This window comes from Hugenholtzia roseola DSM 9546 (assembly GCF_000422585.1).
Taxonomy (GTDB): domain Bacteria; phylum Bacteroidota; class Bacteroidia; order Cytophagales; family Bernardetiaceae; genus Hugenholtzia; species Hugenholtzia roseola.
In genome coordinates this window covers 80,655-102,512 of sequence record NZ_AUGI01000032.1, presented here as the reverse complement: position 1 = coordinate 102,512, position 21,858 = coordinate 80,655, and the positions used below count along the sequence as shown (strand labels likewise).

Below are 21,858 nucleotides of genomic sequence, written 5' to 3'. Positions count from 1 at the left end.
GAAAAAACCCTAAGCGCGTAGCACGCTTAGGGCTTGCAAGACTGCAATGCTGGACAATTTGAGTGGGTTCTAATCAAGGGAAGATGCCAGATTCGATGTATGCCACACCGATTTTATTGATAGAAGACACAAAGGCGGCAGTACGCAAATCCTGAATGTCTTTGTGCTGCACCAAAGTTTCGCGGATTTGGTGATAAGCCGTAATCATGGTTTCTTCTAAGCCTGAATTAACGAGGTCGTTTTCGTCTGCCCCTTTTTCGATAAGACGGCGCAGGTCGGCACTAACCGCTACCCCTGTCGAGCTTTCTATGGCTTGGATAATGCGCGTATTTTCCATCAAATCATAACGCTTGGTAATCTTACCAAACGATACGCGCGAAAGATTTTTGAGCCACTCGAAATAAGATACCGTAACGCCACCAGCATTGGCGTAGAAGTCGGGCAAAATCAAGACGTTCTTTGCCAACAAAATCTTTTCTGCATCAGCCGTAACGGGACCATTTGCGCCCTCTACAATGATTTTAGCTTTGATATTCGCCGCATTTCCTTCGTGAATTTGGTTTTCCAAAGCGGCAGGAATCAAGACATCACACTCAAACTCTAAAAGGCTATTGCTGGGCGTGATATTTTTGGCGTTTTTGTAGTTTAGCAGCGAACCTGTTTCTAAGCGGTGCTTGAAAAGGTCGGCGATGTCTAAGCCGTTGGGGTCATACACGCCACCTTCGTATTCCGAAATGCCCACTACGGTTGCACCCCCTTCTTGGCAGAAAAGAGCTGCATGGTAGCCTACATTTCCGAAGCCCTGCACAATCACGCGCTTGCCTTCCAGACCAACGCTAAGTCCTAATTTGTCCATGTCTTCTTTGACGCTCACTGCCTCGCGTAGGGCAAAAAATACGCCACGCCCTGTGGCTTCTTTGCGCCCTCTGATGCCGTGCTGTGAAAGGGGCTTGCCCGTAACACAACCCAAAGCATTGATACCGGGACGCAAGAGTGCATAGGTATCAGCAATCCACGCCATCTCACGCGGTCCTGTGCCGTAGTCGGGTGCAGGCACGTCGATGGAGGGACCAATCATCTCTTTTTTCACCAATTCAGTGGTATAACGACGTGTGATGGTTTCGAGCTGACGGTCGGTATATTTTTTAGGGTTGATTTTCACGCCCCCTTTTGCGCCGCCAAAAGGTACATTGACTAAGGCGCACTTAAAGGTCATCAAAGACGCTAAGGCTTTTACCTCGTCTGCATTGACGTTTTCGGCAAAACGAATCCCCCCTTTTACGGGCAATTTATGATGCGAATGTTGGACACGCCAAGCGCGGATAACTTCATAGTCGCCGTTGTCTAAGCGCAAAGGGAAGTTTGTTTCATAAACGCTGTTACAAACTTTGATTTGCTCTAAAAGCCCTTTGGGGTGCTTGGTAAAACTGGCAGCATAGTCGAAGAAAGACAATACGTCGTTATAGAACTTTGTCCCTTCGCTCAAATGGTCTTTGCTCATACAAAATGTGTGTTTGTGGTTCTAAGGTTTGACTGGGTTAGGAAGTAGAATGAATTTGAAAAATTCTGACCAGATAAAGTTACAAAATTGCGGGCATATCCACAAAAAAGAAGCCTCTTTGATTTTATCTGCCTTCAAGATAAGGCAATTATCTGTATTTCTCGCGCCTTTCGCCAAGAAAAATACAAATCTCGCCTCGATGATTGTGAATAAACGGGGTTCTTTTTCTGAAAAGGCTTTTCCGAAAGATAGGCGTGCGCCTTTCGGTTTGGGCTTTGAATGAGCGTCTCAAATTTGGTGCAAATATACGCTTTTTATGCTTAGTGCTTATTTTTGTGATAGCACAATAAAAAAAATGCAACAAGGTTTTCTATGCCTTTTTGCTATATTTTACCAATTCTACCTCTACCTGCAAAAGTCCCTCCTTATTTTTATAGATTTGGCAGATGCTCGCCTTTACCAATAGCCCTTCTTCGAGCCTTCGCCTAACTTCTAAGGCAAGGTCGGCATCTAAATAGCCGATAATTTCGTCGCGTAGGGTCGTGATTTTGATAGCGTCTTTGTCGTATCGATTCAAAGGGTCGGGCAGCAAGAGCAATTTATCGCCTTTTTTGCACTTGGCAATAATTTTCTGCCTCTCCGAACCGTCGGGGTTGGCATAGCGCACGCCCATGACTTTGGTTTGAATCGGTTTGAGGGCTTTGGTATTTTTGGCAGGGTCGAATTGGTCTAAATAGAGTTTGTATCGCTCCTGCTCTTTTTGGCGTGTTTTATTTTGCGAAAAAAGCAAGAAAAGCAAAAGCATCAAGCCTATTACACCTACAATAAGTATAAAAAAAATTAAAAATCCGAAAGTCATAGTAGAAAATGTTAGGGTAATAAAATGGATTTGAAAAAGGCTGGACTTTTCTTACCCCTTGTAAGGACAAGGCAGTGCCTTGTCCGAACTGTGGGAAAATTGTACAAAAAAGAAAGAGCCAAATTTTATTTGGTGCTGCAAAGATTTAGAAATAGGCACTAAAAAAGAGCCACTACCTCGTCTGTATTTGGCACATTGTTGTAGTGCCATTTGCCCGTAACCGTTCCTTCTTTGAGCGTCCAGATGCCAATATTAGAACGCATGATGGTCTTCAAAACGGTTGCGTCCGCATAGAAAAAAGGAATTTGTAGCTGTGCCACTTCGTCAAAAGCGACATAGTCTGCACCTGCGGCAGAGGTCAATGCCCAAACTTGGGTCTGTGGGCGTTTGGCTTGTATTTCCTTGATTAGGGCGCGGATATTTTCTAATGCTTTTTGGTGCAAAGCCCCTACTTCTTGTGGTTTCTGCACAATGACAAAGAGTTTTTCCCCTACCAAAGCCGAATCGGTATAGGTATTTTCGTCGTTCCAAACAGCGAAATCCTCTATTTTAGGCTTTACTTGGTCTTGGTTCAAAGTTATCATCTCTTTGAATTTATAGCCTTCTTCCATATTGTATTCAGAAAAGCGGTACTCCTGTCCGTCTTTTTCCATGACGTACTCATAAATGGGCTGCGCCTGCGGCTTGCGCAATTCGGGGATATTATTGCCTACTTTATAGGCGCGAAAATCTATCGGTGGCAAATTTTCGAGTGCATACCAAGCCAAAAAGCTCGACCCTATCAAACTCAAAACCACTATCCCTGCGCTAAGGGCGGAAAACGTGTTTTCGATTTTTTTCTGAAAAAGCAAAATAGAAACCAGCACCAATAAGACGACATCTTTCCCAAAAGATTGCCAAGGAGTGAGTTTGATAGCATCACCGAAGCAGCCGCAATCGGTTACTTTATTGAAATAGGCTGAATAAAAGGTCAGGAAAGTAAAAAAGATTATCAGCCCCAAAAGCAGCCAAGCGGTTAGTTTGCGCCCAAAATTTGCGAGAAGCATCACGCCCAAAACCACTTCTAAGATGACGAAAAAAATCGCGATAGGCAGGGCTTTCTCTTTCAATGCCATAAAAAAATCGTGTCCTGCCGAATGTGCCACTGCCGTACTGGGGTTGTCGGTGCTTTGAAGGGGCGCGTCGAGGTCGGTGGCAAAGACTTCGAAATACTCTTCCATCTTGATGGCTGTGCCAATCGGGTCGTTGGTTTTAATTAGACCAGAAACAACAAACACAATTCCAACGAGGGCATATATAAAATAATTTACAATTTTCATAAAAACGCTATGATTTGGAGTAGAAGAACAAGAAGTATAGAAATGAGAGGGTAGAAATGAGGGTTAAAAATGCGCTTTTTTTTCTATACCTGCAAATCTTAAAAAAAGCTAACTCTGCCTTTGGCTTCTACCAAGCCCATACATTTTGTAAAGGTTGGGAATGGTGCAAAGATACAAACAATCCCAACAAACTTTGGGGCAGCCTTTTTTCTAAGGCTATCAAGTTCTATAAAAAGCCTTGTGGTATCGAATTTTGGGCAAAATAAAATTTGGACAGAACTCTATTTTTAGCTCTGAAAGCCCTTTTTTTATTTCTATCTTACGGCGAAAAAGGCAATGCCTTTTCCCTACTTCGGGGCGCGTTTTTTCTTTTTTTTCAAAAGCTGCTGCTTATATGGGCTAAAAATCTTATTTTTGCCCTTGACATTTACCTTTTCATCTGCATACCACTTTGTCCATGACTCTTAAAGATGAAGCCCTTAGTTTGCAAGCCGAAGTTGCGGCGTATGCAGTAGCGGGGGCAGCCGATTTAGAAGCCTTCCGTTTGGCTTATATCAGCAAAAACGGCAAACTTTCGCTGCTCTTCGAGCAATTTAAAAACGTTCCCAAAGAAGATAAGAAAGAATTTGGGCAAATTCTCAATGCCGTCAAGCAAGCCGCCGAAGATAAGTTTCGCCTCCATAAGGAAAAAATCGAAGCCCAAGCGGAAGCCCAAGCAGGTGCTGCCATTGATGTTAGTTTGCCTGCCGATTTGGGTATGAAAGGCTCTTTGCACCCCCTTACCCAAACCAAAGATGAGATAATTCGCATCTTCCAAAGAATTGGCTTCAACCTCTCCGAAGGGGCAGAAATTGAAACCGATTGGCACAATTTCTCGGCTCTTAACTTCGCACCCAATCACCCTGCCCGCGACATGCAGGACACTTTTTTTGTGGAAAAAGACCCCGATATGCTATTGCGCACCCATACCTCGTCAGTACAAATCCGCGTGATGGAAAGCCAAAAGCCGCCCATTCGTACCCTTTCTGTGGGGCGTGTCTTTCGGAATGAAACCATTTCGGCGCGTGCGCATTGTATGTTTCATCAAATAGAAGGGCTTTATATAGATAAAAACGTCAGTTTTGCCGACTTAAAAGAGACCCTTCTCTACTTTGCCAAAGAGTTTTTTGGCACACAGACCAAAATTCGCCTGCGCCCCTCTTATTTTCCCTTTACCGAACCCAGTGCCGAAGTAGATGTCAGTTGTAATATTTGCAACCAAAAGGGCTGCAATGTCTGTAAATATACAGGTTGGCTCGAAGTCTTGGGCTGCGGTATGGTACACCCCAACGTCTTGCGAAATTGTGGCATAGACCCCGAAGTTTATTCGGGCTTCGCCTTTGGCATGGGTATCGAGCGTATTACGATGATGCGCTACACCATCAAAGATTTGCGCCTTTATTTCGAAAACGATATGCGCTTTTTAAAGCAATTTTAAAACGGCTCTCAAAAATAGAGGACTATCTTTGCCCCAAAAAGGTAAATTCAGACCAAAACTTCAACTCTCACTCAAATATTATCTTTCATTATGCCCTCATTCGAAACCGAAGGAACGATAGAAAAAATCTACGCCCTGCGTGTCGTTTCTGATAAATTCCAATTGCGTGAATTTGTGTTGCGTGTCCCCGATGGCAACTATGCACAGGAACTTTTGATACAATTTACCAACACCGATTGCGACCGATTAGATAAGTTTAAAGAAGGCGATGAAGTGCGTGTAAGTTGCTGGGTAAAAGGGAAAAAGTGGCAGAAAACTCAACAAGACGAACCCAAATGGTTCAATTCGCTACAAGCACGCACCATCGAGCATCTCCACCAAAGCAATACCGATACCTCTGACGAATTTAATCAGGTATCGAGCCTGCCCGAACCGCCCCCCTTCAACGACATTCCCGACGACGATTTGCCCTTCTAAACCTTTTTGTTTTATAGTTTTGTGTCAAACCCTAAGTGTCTTGAATACGCTTAGGGTTTGAATCTAATTTCGGATAAGGCAGGCTACAAATTCTGTGGTCTTCCCATTAAAAAACGCCCTTTAAAACCATGCGAATAGATATTCTCTCTTGTGTTCCCAAACTGATGGAAAGTTTTTTCGAACACTCTATCTTGAAACGCGCCCAAGAAAAAGGCGTAGTAGAAGTGCATTTGCACGATTTGAGAGAATACAGCGACGATAAACATAGGCGCGTAGATGATTACGCATACGGCGGTGGCGCAGGCATGGTCATGACCATACAACCCATTGCCGCTTGTATTCGCAGCCTGCAAGCCGAGCGCAACTATGACGAGGTCATCTACATGACCCCCGACGGCAAAACCTTCGAGCAAGGCACAGCCAATCGCCTTTCTATGCTGCAAAATATTATCATTCTTTGCGGACATTACAAAGGCATAGATGAGCGCATTAGAGAAAAATTGATTACCTTAGAACTTTCCATTGGCGACTTTGTACTTTCAGGGGGAGAAATTCCTGCCGTCTTAGTTGCAGATGCGATAATTCGCCTCATACCGCAGGTTTTGAATGACGAAACCTCCGCCCTAACAGATTCCTTTCAAGACCACTTGCTTGCGCCCCCTGTCTATACGCGCCCCCCTGACTGGGAAGGGCTTGAAGTACCTGCCGTCCTACTTTCAGGCGATGAGGCAAAAATCACCGATTGGCGTTGGGAACGTGCCGTAGAAAGAACCAAATTGCGCCGCCCCGACTTATGGAAAAAGTGGGAAAAGGGGGATTAAATAGGCTTTTGTAACAAGCAAATAAAAGCAGGGTAGGCTATTTTTCTCACTTCTAAAATTTAGAGATAACATGAAAAGCACTTATATTTTTTGGACTGTATTTCTATGTTTTTTCATGCCCATATCTATTGCTGCCGCCCAAGAAGAAGACCCGAAAAGATATTGGCTACCCGTAGATTTGGGCTTGCTCAAATTGCCCATCTCCGCTTTTGGCGAAACGCCCGAACCTGCCTTTTGGGTAGGAACGGAAAAAGGACTTTTTAAAATTAAGGCACTCGATGCGGAAGGTACGCCCCAGATGCAGCATTTTCTACCCCAAGAGGCAATTTCTACCCTTTGTACTACCCCAGCAGGCGAAATTTTTTTAGCTACCTATTCTCAACAAATTTTCAAAATTGAGGCACAAACAAGCCAGATTAGCCCCCTTCCTGCCCTCAAAGTAGTACCCAAAAAGCTCGTGGCAGGGCAAGAGCAAGACCTTTGGCTTCTGACCCAAGCGAATGAATTATATCACTATCAAAATCAGAAATGGACGCAAAAAAGCCTCCCCAAGCTATCACAAGCCACTTTATACGACCTACTTCCCTTTGCAGAAGGATTGCTTTTGGCGACATCTAATGGGGTTTTTATCCAACTCGAAGACGAAAAAAAACAAAAGTGGCAGGCAGTCAAGTCCGTCTTGCAGGCGCAAGTTTTTCAGACTTACCAAACGGAAGCAGGCGAACGCTCTATTTTTATGATGGGATTTGATAAAAAAAGCAGGGCAGCCCTTTTCGAATTTCGCTTAAAAAGTTCTAACGCCAAACAAATCTTGAAAGCCTTTGGGAAGCCTACCCAAAAAATAGAACTGCCCGCGCCTTGGGAAACACAGGGGCTGCGCACTTTGGCAATCAACCAAAAGGGTGAAATTTTTAGCGTCGCCGATAAAATCCTTAGAATCAGCAATTTATACCCAAAAAACACAAAGACGAAAGAAAAAATCGCCTTTCAATTTTACAGCTTCGAGCAGGGCTTTGAAAGCAAATCAGGACTCTGTATTTGGGCTGATAGCCAAGATAATATTTGGGTAGGAACGGAAGGGCGTGGGCTTTTTATCTACCTACAAAATCCGATAGAGATAAGTCAAGAAAATTCGCTTGTCGCTGAAAAAATAACCAATCCTAATCGCGAAAAGACCACTTTTAGTTGGGAAGACCTAACCCAAGAAGCGAAAAAAAATCCGACTCTGACCCAAAATTGGCACAACCAGACCCTGCCGCTGCCCATAGCTTTCGAACTTCAAAAAGCCACTTTGCAGGCAGAATACCAAGAAAAATTAGCTTCTTTTTTGCCTACGCTGCTTTCTATTTTAGAAAAAAATCCTTCGCTTGTTTTGCAAATTGAGGGGCATACCGAGCCAATAGGCAATGCAGCCCTCAATCTAAAACTTTCGCAGGCACGTGCGCAAGCAGTAGCCGATTTTTTGGTGCAAAAGGGCATCTCTGCTTCGCGCTTGCGCGTGCAGGGTTTTGGCGGCAATAGACCTATTGAAAAAAAGGGCGAATCAGACCCTAAAAAAAGCAACCGCCGTGTAGAACTGCGGTTGCTTTTTGGAAAATAAAAGGAGAGAACAAAGCCTATATGACGCGCCTTATTCTGTTGCTTCTGAAAGGATTTTGAAGCGAGCCTGCATTTTTTTGGCTTTGTCGTCTTGCTTCAATTCTTTGTAAAGCGTTGCTAATGCGCCTACGGTCTGCAAATCGTCATTGCGCGACTCAAAAGCCTTTTCCATGTAGGGGAGAGATTGATTAAAGAACGCTATCATCTCTTTTACTTGGGGGTTGTTGGCATCTTTATACTGCGCGTCTGTTAGGTTGGCATATATATTTTGCCCCTGTGTGTAGTAGTAAGCACCCAAGCTATAATTTGCTTCAAAGTTTTTAGGGTCTACTTCTACGGCTTTTTTGAAAGTGGCGAGGGCTTTATCTTGTTGTTTATTTTCGGTGTAAAGTACGCCCAAATTGACCAAGAAGCTAATATCTGGCTCTACCGCTACGGCTTCTTCCAAAAGAGAAATAGATTCCTCTATCTTGCCTTCTTTCATATTTTGATTGATAAGATAGGTAATAAAGAAAAGCTCTTTTGGATACTTTTGCATAGCTTCTCTGACTACGGCAAGGGTCTGTCCTTCATCTAATTTAGCTTCCTGACGCATCTGAATCGTCTTGATGTAGGCATCTTTGGGGTTGGGATACTCCTCTATTTTGGTGAGTTTGTAGTAATACTCGGCGGCTTCTTTGGGCTTATCTGCGCTTTCGGCAAAATAGGCGGCATAGAGTACGCAAAGGGTGTCTTGTGGGAACAAGTCGGCAGCTTGCGCTAAGGCTTCGGCAGCTTTTGGCATATCTTCACCATTGTACGCCGTCACGCCTTTATTGATGAGGGTATTTTTGAGCCTTTCGCGTGGGCTAATGGTAAGCCCCGGAATACTATTATCGAGCATGACGGTGTACTTATCCTTGCCTTCGGCTTTTTCCAACTCTTCCACTTTTTTCATGGAATTAAGAGCCTCTTGGGTGGGGTTATCTACCAACTTTCCCATAGCGGTACTATCGTCGGCTAAGATAGAAATCATGAGTTCGGCGCGGACATACCAAGTTTTGGGGTTGTCTTTGCTTTTTTCGTGTGTAGTGGCAGCCTGAATCATATCTAAGGCTTTGTCCAACTTGCCTTGTGCGGTAAATTGCTCGGCTTTGGTTACGTTGCCCATCTGCGCTGCCGCCTCAAAACAGAAAGTAGTGGCTAAGGCAATAAATAACCACAGCGTTTGGCTTATTTTGGTCATGGTCGTCTAAAATAAGGGTAAAATGATAGTGTGAATATAAAACAAGGAAAAAGGGCTACCATGCCTTCTTTCCGAGGGTCGTTTTTTGTTTTTTTTAATAGATACGCAATCTTAGCGCGTTTTGCGTAAGCTAATAAGAAAATTGATGCCAAAGTTAGGAAAGTCTTTTGAAAAGCGAAAAAAGCAGCAGGGGAGTAAAAAAAATGCTAATTTTAGTATGTTGCGCTATACAGTGGCTTTGATTATTTTTGTTGGTATTATAGAAAATATGGAAAAGCATACAATTTTAGTACAATTTGGAAAACGTGTAAGGGAATTGCGAAAGGCGCAGCATCTCTCACAAGAAGCCTTGTCTTTCAAAGCCAATTTGCACCGTACTTATATTGGCATGATTGAAAGAGCAGAGAAGAATATTACATTAGTTAATATTTCAAAAATTGCATCAGCATTAGGAGTAAGCATTGATACTTTAATGAAATTTGAAGATGGGTAGCGACGCAAATAGACTTCGAAGGAAGTGGCAAGATTACAGTCTTAAACAAGCCTTGCAAGTAGAAGAAGATTTTTATGTCCTCTTTCAGACCTTATTCGTAGATACCGAATATGAGATTCGCTCGCGCCCAAGTGAATTTAGGAACATCTATCTAAACATACCACTATCGCCGTCTGAATTAGCGGCAATCTACAACCCTGCGATTGAGATAAAAAGTCATGGAATTTTTCCCGACTATGCAATATCTAACCATAACACAAACAAGACGATTTATGTTGAGGTAAAACGGCAAGACGGTTGGGTTGAAGGCAAATCGCGTTCAGCAGGTAGGGGAAATGCACACGAAAGGGCTTGCAAATACTTTACGCCCGGCTTGCAGCGCATTTTGAGAGAGGCAGGGAATTTGCCTGCTGACGTGCTTCCTTTCTGGACTATCTTTCAAGGCGACATCACGCGCGACCCCTGTCGTGTGCGAGAGATTACCTGTTGGTATGAAGGCTTCGAAGGACACTTTTTCTTTTGGCGCAATTTATCCGACCCCGCGCCATTGATAGAACATTTTATCAGTCAGATACAGCCTCTTTTGGATTAAATGTCGTTTCTGCATATTCCTCTCTTACATCGAGTCCCCATACGTCCCAATTTTTGGGTTTATGACGTGCAAAAAGTTCTATCCGTTTTTGAGTTGGAAACATGCGCTCTATGTTATGTAAGACCTCCAATGGTTTCTGACTATGCTCCCCTCGTGGCACTCTCACAAGCTGTTTGATATTTCTCGCCCCTCGCGGACTTGGAATTCTTCCTCTTTTAAAAACCAAACACAGTTCACAATAAGAAAGGGTGTACTGACCCGGGTTATGGTTCATTTTATCCCAAACGAAGGCTACCGTTTTATATTCAAACCCCCATGCTTTCCCCAAAGCGATTCCTTGTTCCAAATGCGGATTCGTCACCCACATGAATAACAAACAATCTTCTTTGGCAATTTGGTAAATCGGAATTTTCATCATCTCACGGGTCTTGAGGGTAGGATATTTGAAGTTTGCAGCACTAATAAAAATATGATTATCCCAATTTTTATTAACGTCCTTGCGTGCGCTTTTATCAAACTGCATTTTTCCACCATAATCCCAAGGAGGGTCTGCATAAATAATATCATACTTCTCTTCGGGCAAGTCGGGATAGAGGCTTGGCAAGTCATTTCTTATCGTTCTGCGTTTCTGTTGGGCATCATAAATGCGATAGCCCGACACAACCTTGGGCGTGGGGGTAGGCAGTTGTGGCTGGGAACTTCCAAATAAATCTACATTTTCCATTCAAAATGTGGCGTTTAAGACAAAAAGCAAATAGATAGGATAGCACAAGGCTAAATTACGAAAAACAATTGACTTGCCCAAATCCGCATTTGCTTTCCTTTCGCACACATGAAAGTTTTTCAAAATAAAGTCGTAACTTTGTGCGCTGTATATCCTTCATTCTTTTTTGTACCCACTCCGTCGATGAAGACCAACCAACATACTATCAAGAAAGCGGTTACGATTTCAGGCATAGGCTTGCATACAGGCGTACCCTCTACCATGACCTTCAAACCTGCCAAGACCAATCATGGCTTTAAGTTCCAACGCATAGATTTAGAAGGAAGACCCACAGTAGATGCCGATGTAGATAACGTGGTCGATGTTTCACGCGGCACTACCATCGAGCAGGGCGAGGCGCGTGTGCATACCGTAGAGCATACCTTAGCCGCCTTAGTAGGCTTAGAAATAGACAACGTGCTGATAGAAATTGACGGTCCTGAGCCACCTATCATGGACGGCAGCTCGATGGACTTTGTGCGCATCTTGAAGGAAGCAGGCGTGGAGGAACAAAACGTGCCGCGCAATTTTTTTGATGTGGATTCGGCAATTCATTATAGCGAACCTTCCAAAAATATCGAGATTGCTGCCCTGCCCTTAGAAGACTACCGTCTGACGGTAATGGTGGATTACAATTCGCCTGTGTTGGGTAGTCAATATGCGACTTTAAACAACTTTGCCCAATTCGAGCAAGAGATTGCACCCTGCCGCACTTTCTGTTTCCTTCACGAATTGGAGATGTTGTATAAAAATAATCTCATCAAAGGGGGGGATTTTGATAATGCCATCGTCATTGTAGATAGAATCCTATCGCAAGAAGAAATGGATAGGCTTGCCAAGATGTTTAATAAGCCCTCTATTTCGGTGCAGAGCGAAGGAACGCTCAATAATGTGGAGCTTCGTTACAAAAACGAACCTGCCCGCCACAAACTTTTAGACCTCATCGGCGATTTAGCCTTAGTAGGACAACCGCTAAGGGCGCAAATATTGGCTGCTCGCCCTGGTCATGCCGCCAATGTCGCTTTTGCTAAAAAAATAAAACAGCACTTGCGCCGCGTGGTGCGCAATCAAGTACCCAAATACGACCCCAAATTGCCGCCCGTCTTAGACATCAATAAAATTGCCTCTATCTTGCCACATCGCTACCCTTTCCGCTTGGTTGATAAAATTATCTATTTAGACGAAAATTCGGTAGTGGGTGTGAAAAATGTAACCATCAATGAGCCTTTTTTTGAAGGACACTTTCCCGGAAACCCCGTCATGCCCGGTGTCTTGCAAATAGAAGCAATGGCACAAACAGGCGGTATTCTGGTCTTGAATACGGTAGATAACCCCGAACAATATTGGACATATTTTGTGGGTATAGAAGACTGCCGCTTCAAAAAAATGGTCATGCCCTGTGATACCCTCGTCTTTAAGTGTGAGCTTTTAGCTCCCGTCAGACGTGGTTTAGCCAAGATGCAAGGACGCGCCTTTGTTGCAGGTGAATTAGCCTGTGAAGCCGTTATGTCTGCGGTTTTGGTAAAAAAAGATAAGTAATTTGCCTTTTCTCTCCCACTCTCCGACTAAGTACCTACCTAATACTCTTTTCCTTTTCTCTCCAAATCAGACACTAAGCCTGTTGCTCGTTGTTTTATGATTCATTCTCTTACACAGATTCACCCCGACGCGAAAATTGCCGCCAATGTAACCATTGAGGCTTTCACTACCATTTATCAAGATGTAGAAATTGGAGAAGGTACTTGGATAGGCTCGAATGTAACCATCATGGATGGGGCAAGGATTGGGAAAAATTGCAAAATCTACCCCGGTGCAGTCATCTCTGCCCCCCCCCAAGACCTCAAATACAAGGGCGAAAAGACCTACGTCGTTATCGGCGATAATAGCACCATTCGCGAGTGCGTAACCCTCAACCGTGGCACTGCTGCCAACATCGAAACCAAAATCGGACAAAATACGCTCATCATGGCGTATGTGCATCTGGCACACGACTGTATCGTAGGCGATAACTGCATCTTAGTCAATGGCGTGCAATTAGGCGGACACGTAGAAATAGAGGACTTCGCCATCATAGGCGGCACCAGTGCTATCCATCAATTCACGCGCGTAGGGGCGCATGCCATGGTAGCAGGGGGTTCTTTGGTCAGACGCGATGTGCCACCCTTTGTATTGGCAGGGCGCGAGCCTTTGCGTTATGTGGGTATCAATTTAATAGGTTTGCGACGACGCAATTTTTCGCGCGAAAGCATTGCCCAGATGCAAGATATTTATCGTCTTATCTTTCAGAAAGGTAAAAATACGAGCAATGCCCTATCCGAAGTAGAAAAGACCATATCCGATTCGGCGGAAAAAAGTCAAATTCTGACTTTCATCAAAAAATCGCGACGAGGAGTTATCAAAGGCGCAAATCTTACAGACGAAGAAGAAGAATTTACACTTTAAAAACTTATCGTTCCTAAGCAATTTGCAAGGCGAAACACCCTCATAAAAGGCTTATACTTTAAAAAGTATAAGCCTTTTTTTATTTCAAGACCACTTCCGACAAGGCAGTGCCTTCTCTACATTCGAAAAATAAAATTACGCTTTTTCGATGGCAAAATCATTCAGACCATAACAAAGAAGTTCCAAATTCATTAGAAGCGTGTTAAAGTATGATAAAGTATTTGTATCTTTGAAAAAATAGCATAATTTTGAGGTATCGTATTTGTGAGATTTTTCAAATTCGTTTATTCTGTTTTTGTTTAATATCTTTTAAATTTGATAAGATGATGAATGAAGAAACACTTAACAAAAAACTAAAAAAGCTGCACAACCGTATGCTTTTTGGTCTTAGCTTTATCGGCACTCCGCTGATGTACGCGATTGATAAGATAATGGGAATAGACCTCTCGCCTTTTCACTATCTCTTTATCTTTTTTCTAAATCCTTTGATGTACTATTTGGTCATTGTACGCACAGGTATTTTAGATGCGGCTTTCAAAAGACAAATTCAGGAAAAAGAGGAAAAATAAAATTCCAATCATTTTCCTGCTTCGTACCTAAAAAAGCGAATTGACAAAAAAAACGCCTCGAAAAATTCGGGGCGTTTTTTGGTATTTTCTTATGATAAAAAGTAAAAAGCGTATGCTTTACGCTGATACTATTTGAGGATACTTACTTTTTGTTGTAAGATGCCATTTTCGGTTTTGAGCGTAACCAAATACAGACCATTGGCAAAAGAGCTAAGGTCGAGAGAAAGGCTATTTTGGTTTGCTTTTAGGTTATGTCTATAAATGATTTGTCCTGCGGTGTTGCTGATTTCTAATGTCGCATTTCCAACATTTTGGTCTTGGAAAAGGATTTGGAACTGCCCTTGATTGGGGTTAGGGAATAGCTTAAAACCTTGTTGTGAGGCTTCATCTTCACCCAAAATAATCGAAGGCGTGAATTTGACCACATTAGAGAACAAACCTTTTCTAAGGTTATTGACATTGAGTTGGAAAACAGGACGCACAACGAAAGAATAGGTTACGCCATTGAGCAAGCCCGTAACGGTGAAATTCGTTTCGGTAGTAGTTCCTACACGTACTTCGCTGATATTTCTATCGCCACCGTAATACACTTCATAGTAGGCTACCTTCAAAGCATTTTCCATTTCGGGGGCATTCCACGTAAGCTCTACACTGCGGCTTGCAGGCGTTCCTGCCAAAACAACGCGATAAGGAAGTGGCTCTGGCTCTGCACCTGTGTCAATGGGGTCGCTGGGGCAGGTAAGCATCACCGAAACCATCTGTTCACATTCATACTCGGCTTTGGTTACAATCGCCTTTACGATATATTCGCCATAGACATCGGTGAAAAACTCACGATTTGTAGAAAGCGGAATACCTGTGGCTAAAGTTTCGGCTTTGTACCAAACGAAAGAAATTTCGCCATTGTCATAGTTAAGAATATTAGGCGCGAAAGTAGTACCGTCGCAATTCTCAACATCTAACAAAACATCAAAAATCGGCGCAAGATTGTAATTGATTTCAAATTCCAAAGGTGCAGCCGTAACGCAACCTGTAACCGTGTTGGTAAGTTCTACGCGGATGTCGTCTTGGATTGTGGTCGTAACTCCTTCGGGCGTGTTGAAAGGAATTTGTAGAACGGGGTTTGTAGTGGTTTGCTCCAAAACGCCATTTCTAAATACCTGATACTGAATGGGCTGCAAATTCAACTCGCTGCCCACATTGATAGTAAAGCTACCACTGGCTTCGCAAGCAAAATAAGCCGCATCAGGCGCAAGGAAGGCAGGGCGTGGGTTGTACGTAACCACTACCTCGTCTTCGTCAAACTGACCGCCACAAATTTGGGTTACGCGCACTTTGTAGGTGCGGATAATCGGCGCGGTAAAACCTGCCGCAGGTGCAGGCACTACAAACTGTGAGCTATTGGTGTTTGCGATTGGCACATCATTTAAAAACCACTGATATTCTACGCCTACGTGTGAATCGTTGAAAGATTCGAGCAAAATATTGCCATCACCATCACAACGTTCAAGGTCTGCTCCTAAATCAACCGTAGAAGGCTGGTCGGGAATGACGAAAGAAACAGGCAGAGCTGCCACAGCCGTACAACCAAAAGAAGCACTGTTGATTTCTACCGAATACACGTCTGAAATGGTAACGTTGGTAGCAGGCGCAATGATGGTAAGGTTGGGCGTGCCTTGTCCTGCTAAGGTCATGCCATCGGCATCTACGCCATCTACAATCGCTACGCCGTTTTTAAGCCAAGTATAAGTAAGGTCGACGGCATTAGGCGAAGCCAAAGCATTTAGCGTTGTACCTACTGTGCTGGTAGTAGAAGCACAGATGGTATTATTGCCCTGCAAGCTAACCGAACAAGGGATAATGGCGCAGTTGGTCAGACCTGCTCCGCCAATTTGCTGCATCGTAAAAGTAGGCGAAGCTGCACTAGCAAATCGGTTGATAAACAAGACATAATACTCACCCACTTGTGCGTTGAGTACGTCTACGTTTTCTATCGCCGCCGCCGAAAAACTACAATCGATAGGTGCGCCTAAATCTGCCCCACACACGTCAGGGTTAGGAAAAGGTCCCCAAAGGGCAAAGTCAAAGTCTACTAAGATAGTAGGCGTAAGTTGGGCATTGATAGTACCAGCTTGGTCTATTTGAAAATAAAACCACGCCGAATTGCCTTCTTCGGTGGCGGGCGTAAAAGGCGAACCATTAGCACTGCCCAAGCAGCCAAAATCTACGCCATCTAAGGCATCATTGACATCGCCTGCCCCAATACCTGTGATAAACGTAACGGCATTGTTGGCAAAACACAAAGGCTGCTTGCCTATACAGTCGCCCGAAGAAGCTCCCGTAGGGCATATTGGCTGCTGAAAAATAACAGGTGCTAACACGCCCCCCCCAAAAGTAACTTCGCCCTGACGAATGACATCGCCACACGAAGCACCACTATTGACCATAGAAATAATCCAGTCGGGGCTTGTGCCGTTAGCAATACCATTGCCCCCTGCATCTGTAATTTCCAAGTCTATAATAGAGCCAATGGTTTGGCAGCCAATATAAATAGGCAGACGAAGGTTGTTGGGCAGAGAGCCAATCGCGCCCGAAGCTACTACTACGCCACCTACTTCCAAAGAGTAGGCGTTTTGCGCTGCCGTAGAGCCATCGCCATCAATTTCTACCATCAAAAGGCGCGAACCCGTAGCACAAGTCGAGCGCACATAGACGACTCCGCCTACACCAGCGACATCGCCTGTACCAATTTGTACGCCGTCAGCCGTAACAATTACGTCATCAGTGCCGCCGATTCCATCTCCAAACGTATCACCGACATAGACAACTACTTGCGCTCCGATAGGATAACAGTCTGTATGTACCACAATGGCAGAGTTGTCCGCTAAGGTATTCGGATTTCCTGCTGCTACTTGCACACCATCAACAAAGACGCGATAGTATGTTTCATCTCCAAAACCATCAGTATTGATGGTAACTTCTATTTCTTCCTCACCCGCAGGGCATTGTGCTTGCAGGGCAAAAGAGGCAAAGAAAGAGAGAAAAAGGGTTAAGAAAAAGCGTTTAAGTTTCATATTGTTTAATCTTGTAGGGCTTGTTTGAGGGCGATATTTGCCTCTTGGTCGTTAGAAGTATTGGAAAGAATTTGATTGAGAGCGGCAAGCGCAGCGGCAACCTTAGCACGCATGCCCGCCAAATTGTAATCATTCTGACGTGGTGCCACAACTTTTAAAAGGTGGGCTTGGGGTAGAAAGCGAAATTCTACCGTAGGGTTGTTCGTTTGTAGGTAGTGAATCAAAAAGTTGGTCTTGTACTCACTATCGGCGTAGTCTTCCAAACTTATGAGGTAGCCCCACTTATCGAGCGGCTCACCATAGGTAGCCACTTTTTCGGGGTTATCAAAAGTTACGTCGAATTGTGCAAAGGCTTGATTATCAAGCGCGACAAGCACATACAAACAAAGCGAAAGGGCTAAAAAAAGGACTTTTTTTAACATACATTTGTTTTTTATGGAGTGTTAAAAAGACGTAAGGTAAGATAGCAAGAAAGCCACCTTACCTTTTGATAAGTTTTGAGAAAATGTATGAGATTACTTAACCGCTTCTAATTCAAAACGATAAGTAGTGCGCTCCTTACCGGGCAATCTTACGTCCCATTCCCAAGTCATCATTTCACCTGAAGGGCTAAAGAAAACAACCGTTACGGCAGTAGTGCCATCAAAAGTAATTTCAGAGCCTACCGCGTTTGAAAGCCAGTTGCCGCTCACCCCTGCCGAAGGAGAAGGGAAGCCGTCGGGATTGACTACACTATAAGAGCCGTCTGCATTCAACTGAATACGGTAGTTTTCAAACATGCTCGCCTCGGCTACCTCACGACCAAATTTAGCCGCTACGATACGCCATTCTTTGGCAAATCCATTTTGAGCATTCACATCATCAGAAGGAGTGTTCTCACCAGAACAAGCAGTAAAGGCGAAGCTAATTACTGCGAAAAAGAAAAAGAGTGCTAATTTTTTCATTGTATGAAAATTTGCTTTAGTTGTTAGATTACAGAGTTAAGCGTTTGCAGGAATCGACAAAAACAATGCAAGTGTAGCAATTTTTCTTCTAAAAACAAAAATCGCTACACTTGAAAATGTCGTAATTAGCGAACAATCGTCATTTTTTGCTTCAAAATGCCCTGTTCTGTCCTAATTTCGAGTATATAAATGCCTGAAGTCAAGCCCTCGATAGCAATTTCTTTTTGTAGAGAAGAATAGCTGCCTTCGAGTGTTTCTTGGTAAAATACCTGTCCTGCGGTATTGAAAAGGCGGATACTTTGTGGCTTAATTTCCACCCCTTCTAAGCGAATTGTGAAGCTGCCACTATTCGGATTGGGGTACACTTTTAAGCCAATCGTTTCTACTTCATCCTGACCTAAAACAATAGAAGGCATAACTTCTACTCCATTAGAAAACTCGCCACGGCTACCATCTAAATAAATGGCGCGGACGCGGAAACCTACCTTGACCCCATTCAAAAGCCCTGTAACAGTGAAAGTATTATCCGTTGTGATGCCAATTCTGGTAGTAGGACGGTTTATATCAAAACCATAAACCTCGAAGTGGCGGATACGATTTTCAGCAACGGCAGCGTTCCATGCCAAGTTTGCGGAACGATGTCCGGGCGTAGCCGTTAGGGTAGGCGTGTAAGGAAGTGCAGGGTCTTCGGGTTCGGTAGTCATTGCTTCGGCTACATTGCTATAAGCAGAAAGCCCCGTAGCGTACTGATACTGAACACGATAATAATACGTTGTGTTGTGCTGAACAGCGTAATCTATGTAAGAAGTAGAATCGGTAGGCAAGGTCGCAATCACAACCCAATTTCCAACCCCTTCGAGCGAAGTTGCGCGTTGTAACACAAAACCGCCTTCGGTTGCGCTATTATCCGTCCAAGAAACAGACACCGAATCAGGATTGCCACCAGTGGCAGTAATTTGTGGCAATGGCACAGTGCCACAAACTTTTACGTTGTCGAGCATCCAGAACATAGAGAAATCACCTACCCAACGGAAGCGAATTTGTGCGTTGGCTTGGTTTGCTAATTGTGGAAGCAAAACGCTTTCAGAAATAACAGGGCGCGTTGCATTTGCACCTGCATCAGGGAAGCCTGCTGCATAGGAAACCATATTGTAACCTGTGGCAGGAACGTTGGTAGAAGGCGGATTTGTAGAAGCCACTGCCGTCCAAGAGCCGCCGCCGTTAGTAGAAATTTCAACTACCCCACCACCTGTGAAGGAATTATTGAGATAGCTATCAAAAGAAAGTACCACTTCATTTTCCGCACTTGCATTGAAAACAGGGCTTTCTAAGGCTACATTTTCTGCGCCACCGCCAGAGCTATAAGCGTCGCTATCAAAAGCGGCTACGCCACCTGCAAAGGGCGCGACGATATTACGACCACCGGGGTTATTAAAACGCCAAGTATCGAAGGCAGCACTACCTGCCAAAATATTGTTCTGCCAATCGGCAGGTGCAGTATTGAAGTTTTCATCTATCAAACAGTTGCCTTGTTCGGATACTGAAATATGCGTAACCGAGCTTACAAGGGTATTGTTGTTCAAATTGACATCGCCTGCCAAATTCGCCGTTACGGTAATGGTATAATCGCCGATGAAAGAAAGATTTGCAGGCGCGGTAAAGCTAAAATTAGTCGTTTGGTCTGTGCCAAGATTTAACGTTGCCGTTTGCGATACTTCGCTGATGCCATTCGAGCCTTCCACTTTGTAGGTTAGTACCACGCTGCCAATATTGCCTGCACCCACATTTCGAAGCTGTGCCGTAATGATTTGTGGTGCTAACATATTTTGAGAAGAAACAGGCGTGATAAGTTCTGTAACGGCAATATCAGGAACATTACCACCGATAATGACATCATCAAACCCTGCGCCTTCGCTTACGTCAGCCGCATTTGATTGGAAGAAAAACAAAAAGCGTACATTAGATTGCCCATAAACAGGGGTCAGGACGTGTGTAGAACGAATCCAACCTTCGCTATCGCCCGACCAAGCACTTGCGGGATTGTTATACCAATTAGATTGGTCGCCAAAAGCACCCAAGAGTTGCTCATTCCCAAAATGATTTGCACTTGTGCTATAATAAATTTGGAAACCGTCTGCATTGTCGAAGGTCTTAAAGATATTAGCCAAGCTAATGACGGCGCGATTTGTGCCACTGAAAGTAGAAAGGTCAAAGACAGGTGAAACCACCAAAGTATTAGAGTTGTTGGCATAGTTGCCTGTTAAGGCTGTAACGAAGGCATTATTTCCGCTTGCCGCTGCGTTGATAGTCGCTTTTGAAGGCGTGCCACGCTGCCAAATCGTGCCTGCCTGATAGCGCGGGTCGACGTTCCAACCGCTATTAGCCGCTTCAAAGCCCTCTGTATAAGGGAAAGCAGTAATTCTTCTGCGATTTTCTACCAAAATCGTTTGTGTGTTGTTATCAGGATTTGCGTCGTTGGGCGTAGTTGCCGTAACTTCAATGATATAAAAATCATAACCCGACAAGTCCGCCGTAGTAGGCAAGTTGAAAGTGCCAGTAGCCGTACCACAAGGGTCTAAATTTAGGCTAATTGTGTTGGTAAAATTCGCATTTGCGCCATTGCCATTGTAGGCTTGAATCGCTACATTAGCCGTTACACTTGTAATAACTGCACTGCCTACATTGCTCAAAGTCAAGGATATAGTTTCCGCATCTGTCAAATCTACTCCCGAAGTAGGGTTTGTAATGGCAGTAAGCGCAATATCTGAAACAGGATTTTCTGTAATGGCAATGTTATCAAAACCAAAGCCATCAAAGGCAGTTACAACATCTGAATTTAGCACCAAGCGGAAATAGACGCTACTTTCACCCACTACCTCACAAGGCAGCAAGTTTGAGGCACGAAACCAGCCCTGCGAAGATTCCAAAAGGGCGGCATCTGCGCCACTAATACCGTTGTTGTCGTTGCTGCCTGCCCAACCGGGTAAGCCAGAAGCATCGATAGTATTCCAATTATACCAATTTGTACCCTCACCTACATCACCTACAACGTCCCAAGTAGTGCCGCCATCAATGCTATACTCCAAATGTACGCCATCATAAGCAAGAAGAGAGAACCCAAAAGAATTGAACGCTTCCAAATCATACCAGGCATCAAAGGCAATCGTAGGGCGCGAGGTCATGGCAGAAAAGTCAAATTCAGGTGAGGTGAGATAGCGCGTAACGTCTATTGTGTGAAGACCCGAAAGTTTAGTCTTCCACGAATTGACTCCGCCGGGCGCAGGGGTATTGATTTCTACGTTTGTCGCATCAGGCGTACCTAATTCCCATTCGCCATCGGGGTCTGCCCAGCCGCCGTCACCTGCTTCGAAGTCATTCGAATAAGGGGCAGTGCTACTCACGGCAATTTGTGCATGTAAGGCGCAACTAAACAAGAGCAAAATTGCGCTTAGGAAAATTTTTTTCATAGGTTAAAAAACGAATAAGGTCAAGTGGTCTGTAAGAAAATTTTAGCGCAAAGATAAAAATTATATTTCACCAAGCCCATTTTTAGCTCCAAAAAAAACGATATTATTTTGAAAAAAAGCCTTTTTTCTACTTTTTTTCACCTAAAAGCACCCGCACTTGAGTTTTTTTGCTAATTTTACCGCCGAAAAAAGCCAACCTAACCCTGCTTGTTTCTGTGTTGCTTTGGTTTTAACTT

Annotated in this window: 18 protein-coding genes; 9 read left to right on the top strand and 9 right to left on the bottom strand. The window is 44.0% G+C overall.

Annotated elements, in window-relative coordinates; all coding sequences use genetic code 11:
* Positions 1-73: 73 nt before the first annotated feature.
* The 3 genes from G500_RS0101390 to G500_RS0101375 form a co-directional block, all read right to left on the bottom strand.
* Complete coding sequence (locus G500_RS0101390) at positions 74-1,501, bottom strand: Glu/Leu/Phe/Val family dehydrogenase (RefSeq protein ID WP_027001300.1); 1,428 nt, start codon at positions 1,499-1,501, stop codon at positions 74-76.
* A gap of 370 nt (positions 1,502-1,871) precedes the next feature.
* On the bottom strand, positions 1,872-2,360 hold the full coding sequence (locus G500_RS0101380; RefSeq protein ID WP_027001298.1) for an HIRAN domain-containing protein: 489 nt from the start codon (positions 2,358-2,360) through the stop codon (positions 1,872-1,874).
* A 158-nt stretch (positions 2,361-2,518) separates the two neighbouring features.
* Complete coding sequence (locus G500_RS0101375) at positions 2,519-3,679, bottom strand: BT_3928 family protein (protein ID WP_027001297.1); 1,161 nt, start codon at positions 3,677-3,679, stop codon at positions 2,519-2,521.
* A gap of 457 nt (positions 3,680-4,136) precedes the next feature.
* Here G500_RS0101375 and pheS point away from each other — a divergent pair, with 457 nt between their 5' ends.
* The 4 genes from pheS (at position 4,137) to G500_RS24675 (ending at position 8,054) form a co-directional block, all read left to right on the top strand.
* Positions 4,137-5,156, top strand: coding sequence for a phenylalanine--tRNA ligase subunit alpha (gene pheS / locus G500_RS0101360; RefSeq protein WP_035755914.1), 1,020 nt, complete (start codon positions 4,137-4,139; stop codon positions 5,154-5,156).
* A 90-nt stretch (positions 5,157-5,246) separates the two neighbouring features.
* The gene (locus tag G500_RS0101355; protein ID WP_027001294.1) at positions 5,247-5,633 is read left to right on the top strand and encodes a DUF3127 domain-containing protein; all 387 of its coding nucleotides are present in this window, start codon (positions 5,247-5,249) and stop codon (positions 5,631-5,633) included.
* Between the two features lie 128 nt (positions 5,634-5,761).
* Positions 5,762-6,454 carry a tRNA (guanosine(37)-N1)-methyltransferase TrmD gene (gene trmD, locus G500_RS0101350; RefSeq protein ID WP_027001293.1) on the top strand — a complete coding sequence of 231 codons (693 nt, stop codon included), beginning with the start codon at positions 5,762-5,764 and terminating at the stop codon, positions 6,452-6,454.
* Positions 6,455-6,569: 115 nt separating this feature from the next.
* Entirely contained in the window at positions 6,570-8,054 is a 1,485-nt protein-coding gene (locus tag G500_RS24675; RefSeq protein WP_161626058.1) for an OmpA family protein, read from the top strand.
* 30 nt (positions 8,055-8,084) lie between these two features.
* Here the strand turns inward: G500_RS24675 and G500_RS0101340 are convergent, their stop codons facing one another.
* The gene (locus tag G500_RS0101340; protein ID WP_027001291.1) at positions 8,085-9,278 is read right to left on the bottom strand and encodes a tetratricopeptide repeat protein; all 1,194 of its coding nucleotides are present in this window, start codon (positions 9,276-9,278) and stop codon (positions 8,085-8,087) included.
* 145 nt (positions 9,279-9,423) lie between these two features.
* Between G500_RS0101340 and G500_RS26335 the strand changes: the two genes are divergently transcribed.
* Both G500_RS26335 and G500_RS0101330 read left to right on the top strand, forming a co-directional pair.
* On the top strand, positions 9,424-9,771 hold the full coding sequence (locus tag G500_RS26335) for a helix-turn-helix domain-containing protein (protein WP_245574449.1): 348 nt from the start codon (positions 9,424-9,426) through the stop codon (positions 9,769-9,771).
* Positions 9,764-10,363 (top strand): MunI family type II restriction endonuclease, encoded by a 600-nt coding sequence (locus G500_RS0101330; RefSeq protein ID WP_027001289.1) that lies wholly within the window; start codon positions 9,764-9,766, stop codon positions 10,361-10,363. The genes G500_RS26335 and G500_RS0101330 overlap by 8 nt, the downstream gene beginning before the upstream one ends.
* Here G500_RS0101330 and G500_RS21890 read toward each other — a convergent pair.
* A complete protein-coding gene (locus tag G500_RS21890; protein WP_086047768.1) occupies positions 10,335-11,087 on the bottom strand; it encodes an MT-A70 family methyltransferase in 753 nt (250 codons plus the stop codon). The two genes, G500_RS0101330 and G500_RS21890, sit on opposite strands and share 29 nt — an antisense overlap.
* A gap of 183 nt (positions 11,088-11,270) precedes the next feature.
* On the opposite strand from G500_RS21890, the gene G500_RS0101320 reads away from it, so the two are divergent.
* From G500_RS0101320 to G500_RS0101310, 3 genes are all read left to right on the top strand, one after another.
* Complete coding sequence (locus G500_RS0101320) at positions 11,271-12,665, top strand: bifunctional UDP-3-O-[3-hydroxymyristoyl] N-acetylglucosamine deacetylase/3-hydroxyacyl-ACP dehydratase (RefSeq protein ID WP_027001288.1); 1,395 nt, start codon at positions 11,271-11,273, stop codon at positions 12,663-12,665.
* 96 nt (positions 12,666-12,761) lie between these two features.
* Positions 12,762-13,568, top strand: a complete 807-nt coding sequence (gene lpxA / locus G500_RS0101315; RefSeq protein WP_027001287.1) for an acyl-ACP--UDP-N-acetylglucosamine O-acyltransferase — start codon at positions 12,762-12,764, stop codon at positions 13,566-13,568.
* Positions 13,569-13,891: 323 nt separating this feature from the next.
* Positions 13,892-14,137: a hypothetical protein gene (locus G500_RS0101310; protein ID WP_154656971.1), complete on the top strand. Its 246-nt coding sequence runs from the start codon at positions 13,892-13,894 to the stop codon at positions 14,135-14,137.
* Between the two features lie 128 nt (positions 14,138-14,265).
* Here the strand turns inward: G500_RS0101310 and G500_RS0101305 are convergent, their stop codons facing one another.
* The 4 genes from G500_RS0101305 to G500_RS0101290 all read right to left on the bottom strand — a co-directional run bounded on the left by G500_RS0101305 (position 14,266) and on the right by G500_RS0101290 (position 21,622).
* Positions 14,266-17,211, bottom strand: a complete 2,946-nt coding sequence (locus G500_RS0101305; protein WP_027001285.1) for a T9SS type A sorting domain-containing protein — start codon at positions 17,209-17,211, stop codon at positions 14,266-14,268.
* Positions 17,212-17,216: 5 nt separating this feature from the next.
* Positions 17,217-17,633, bottom strand: coding sequence for a hypothetical protein (locus G500_RS0101300; RefSeq protein ID WP_027001284.1), 417 nt, complete (start codon positions 17,631-17,633; stop codon positions 17,217-17,219).
* 93 nt (positions 17,634-17,726) lie between these two features.
* Positions 17,727-18,155: a hypothetical protein gene (locus G500_RS0101295; RefSeq protein WP_027001283.1), complete on the bottom strand. Its 429-nt coding sequence runs from the start codon at positions 18,153-18,155 to the stop codon at positions 17,727-17,729.
* Between the two features lie 125 nt (positions 18,156-18,280).
* Positions 18,281-21,622: a T9SS type A sorting domain-containing protein gene (locus tag G500_RS0101290; protein ID WP_027001282.1), complete on the bottom strand. Its 3,342-nt coding sequence runs from the start codon at positions 21,620-21,622 to the stop codon at positions 18,281-18,283.
* Positions 21,623-21,858: the final 236 nt, after the last annotated feature.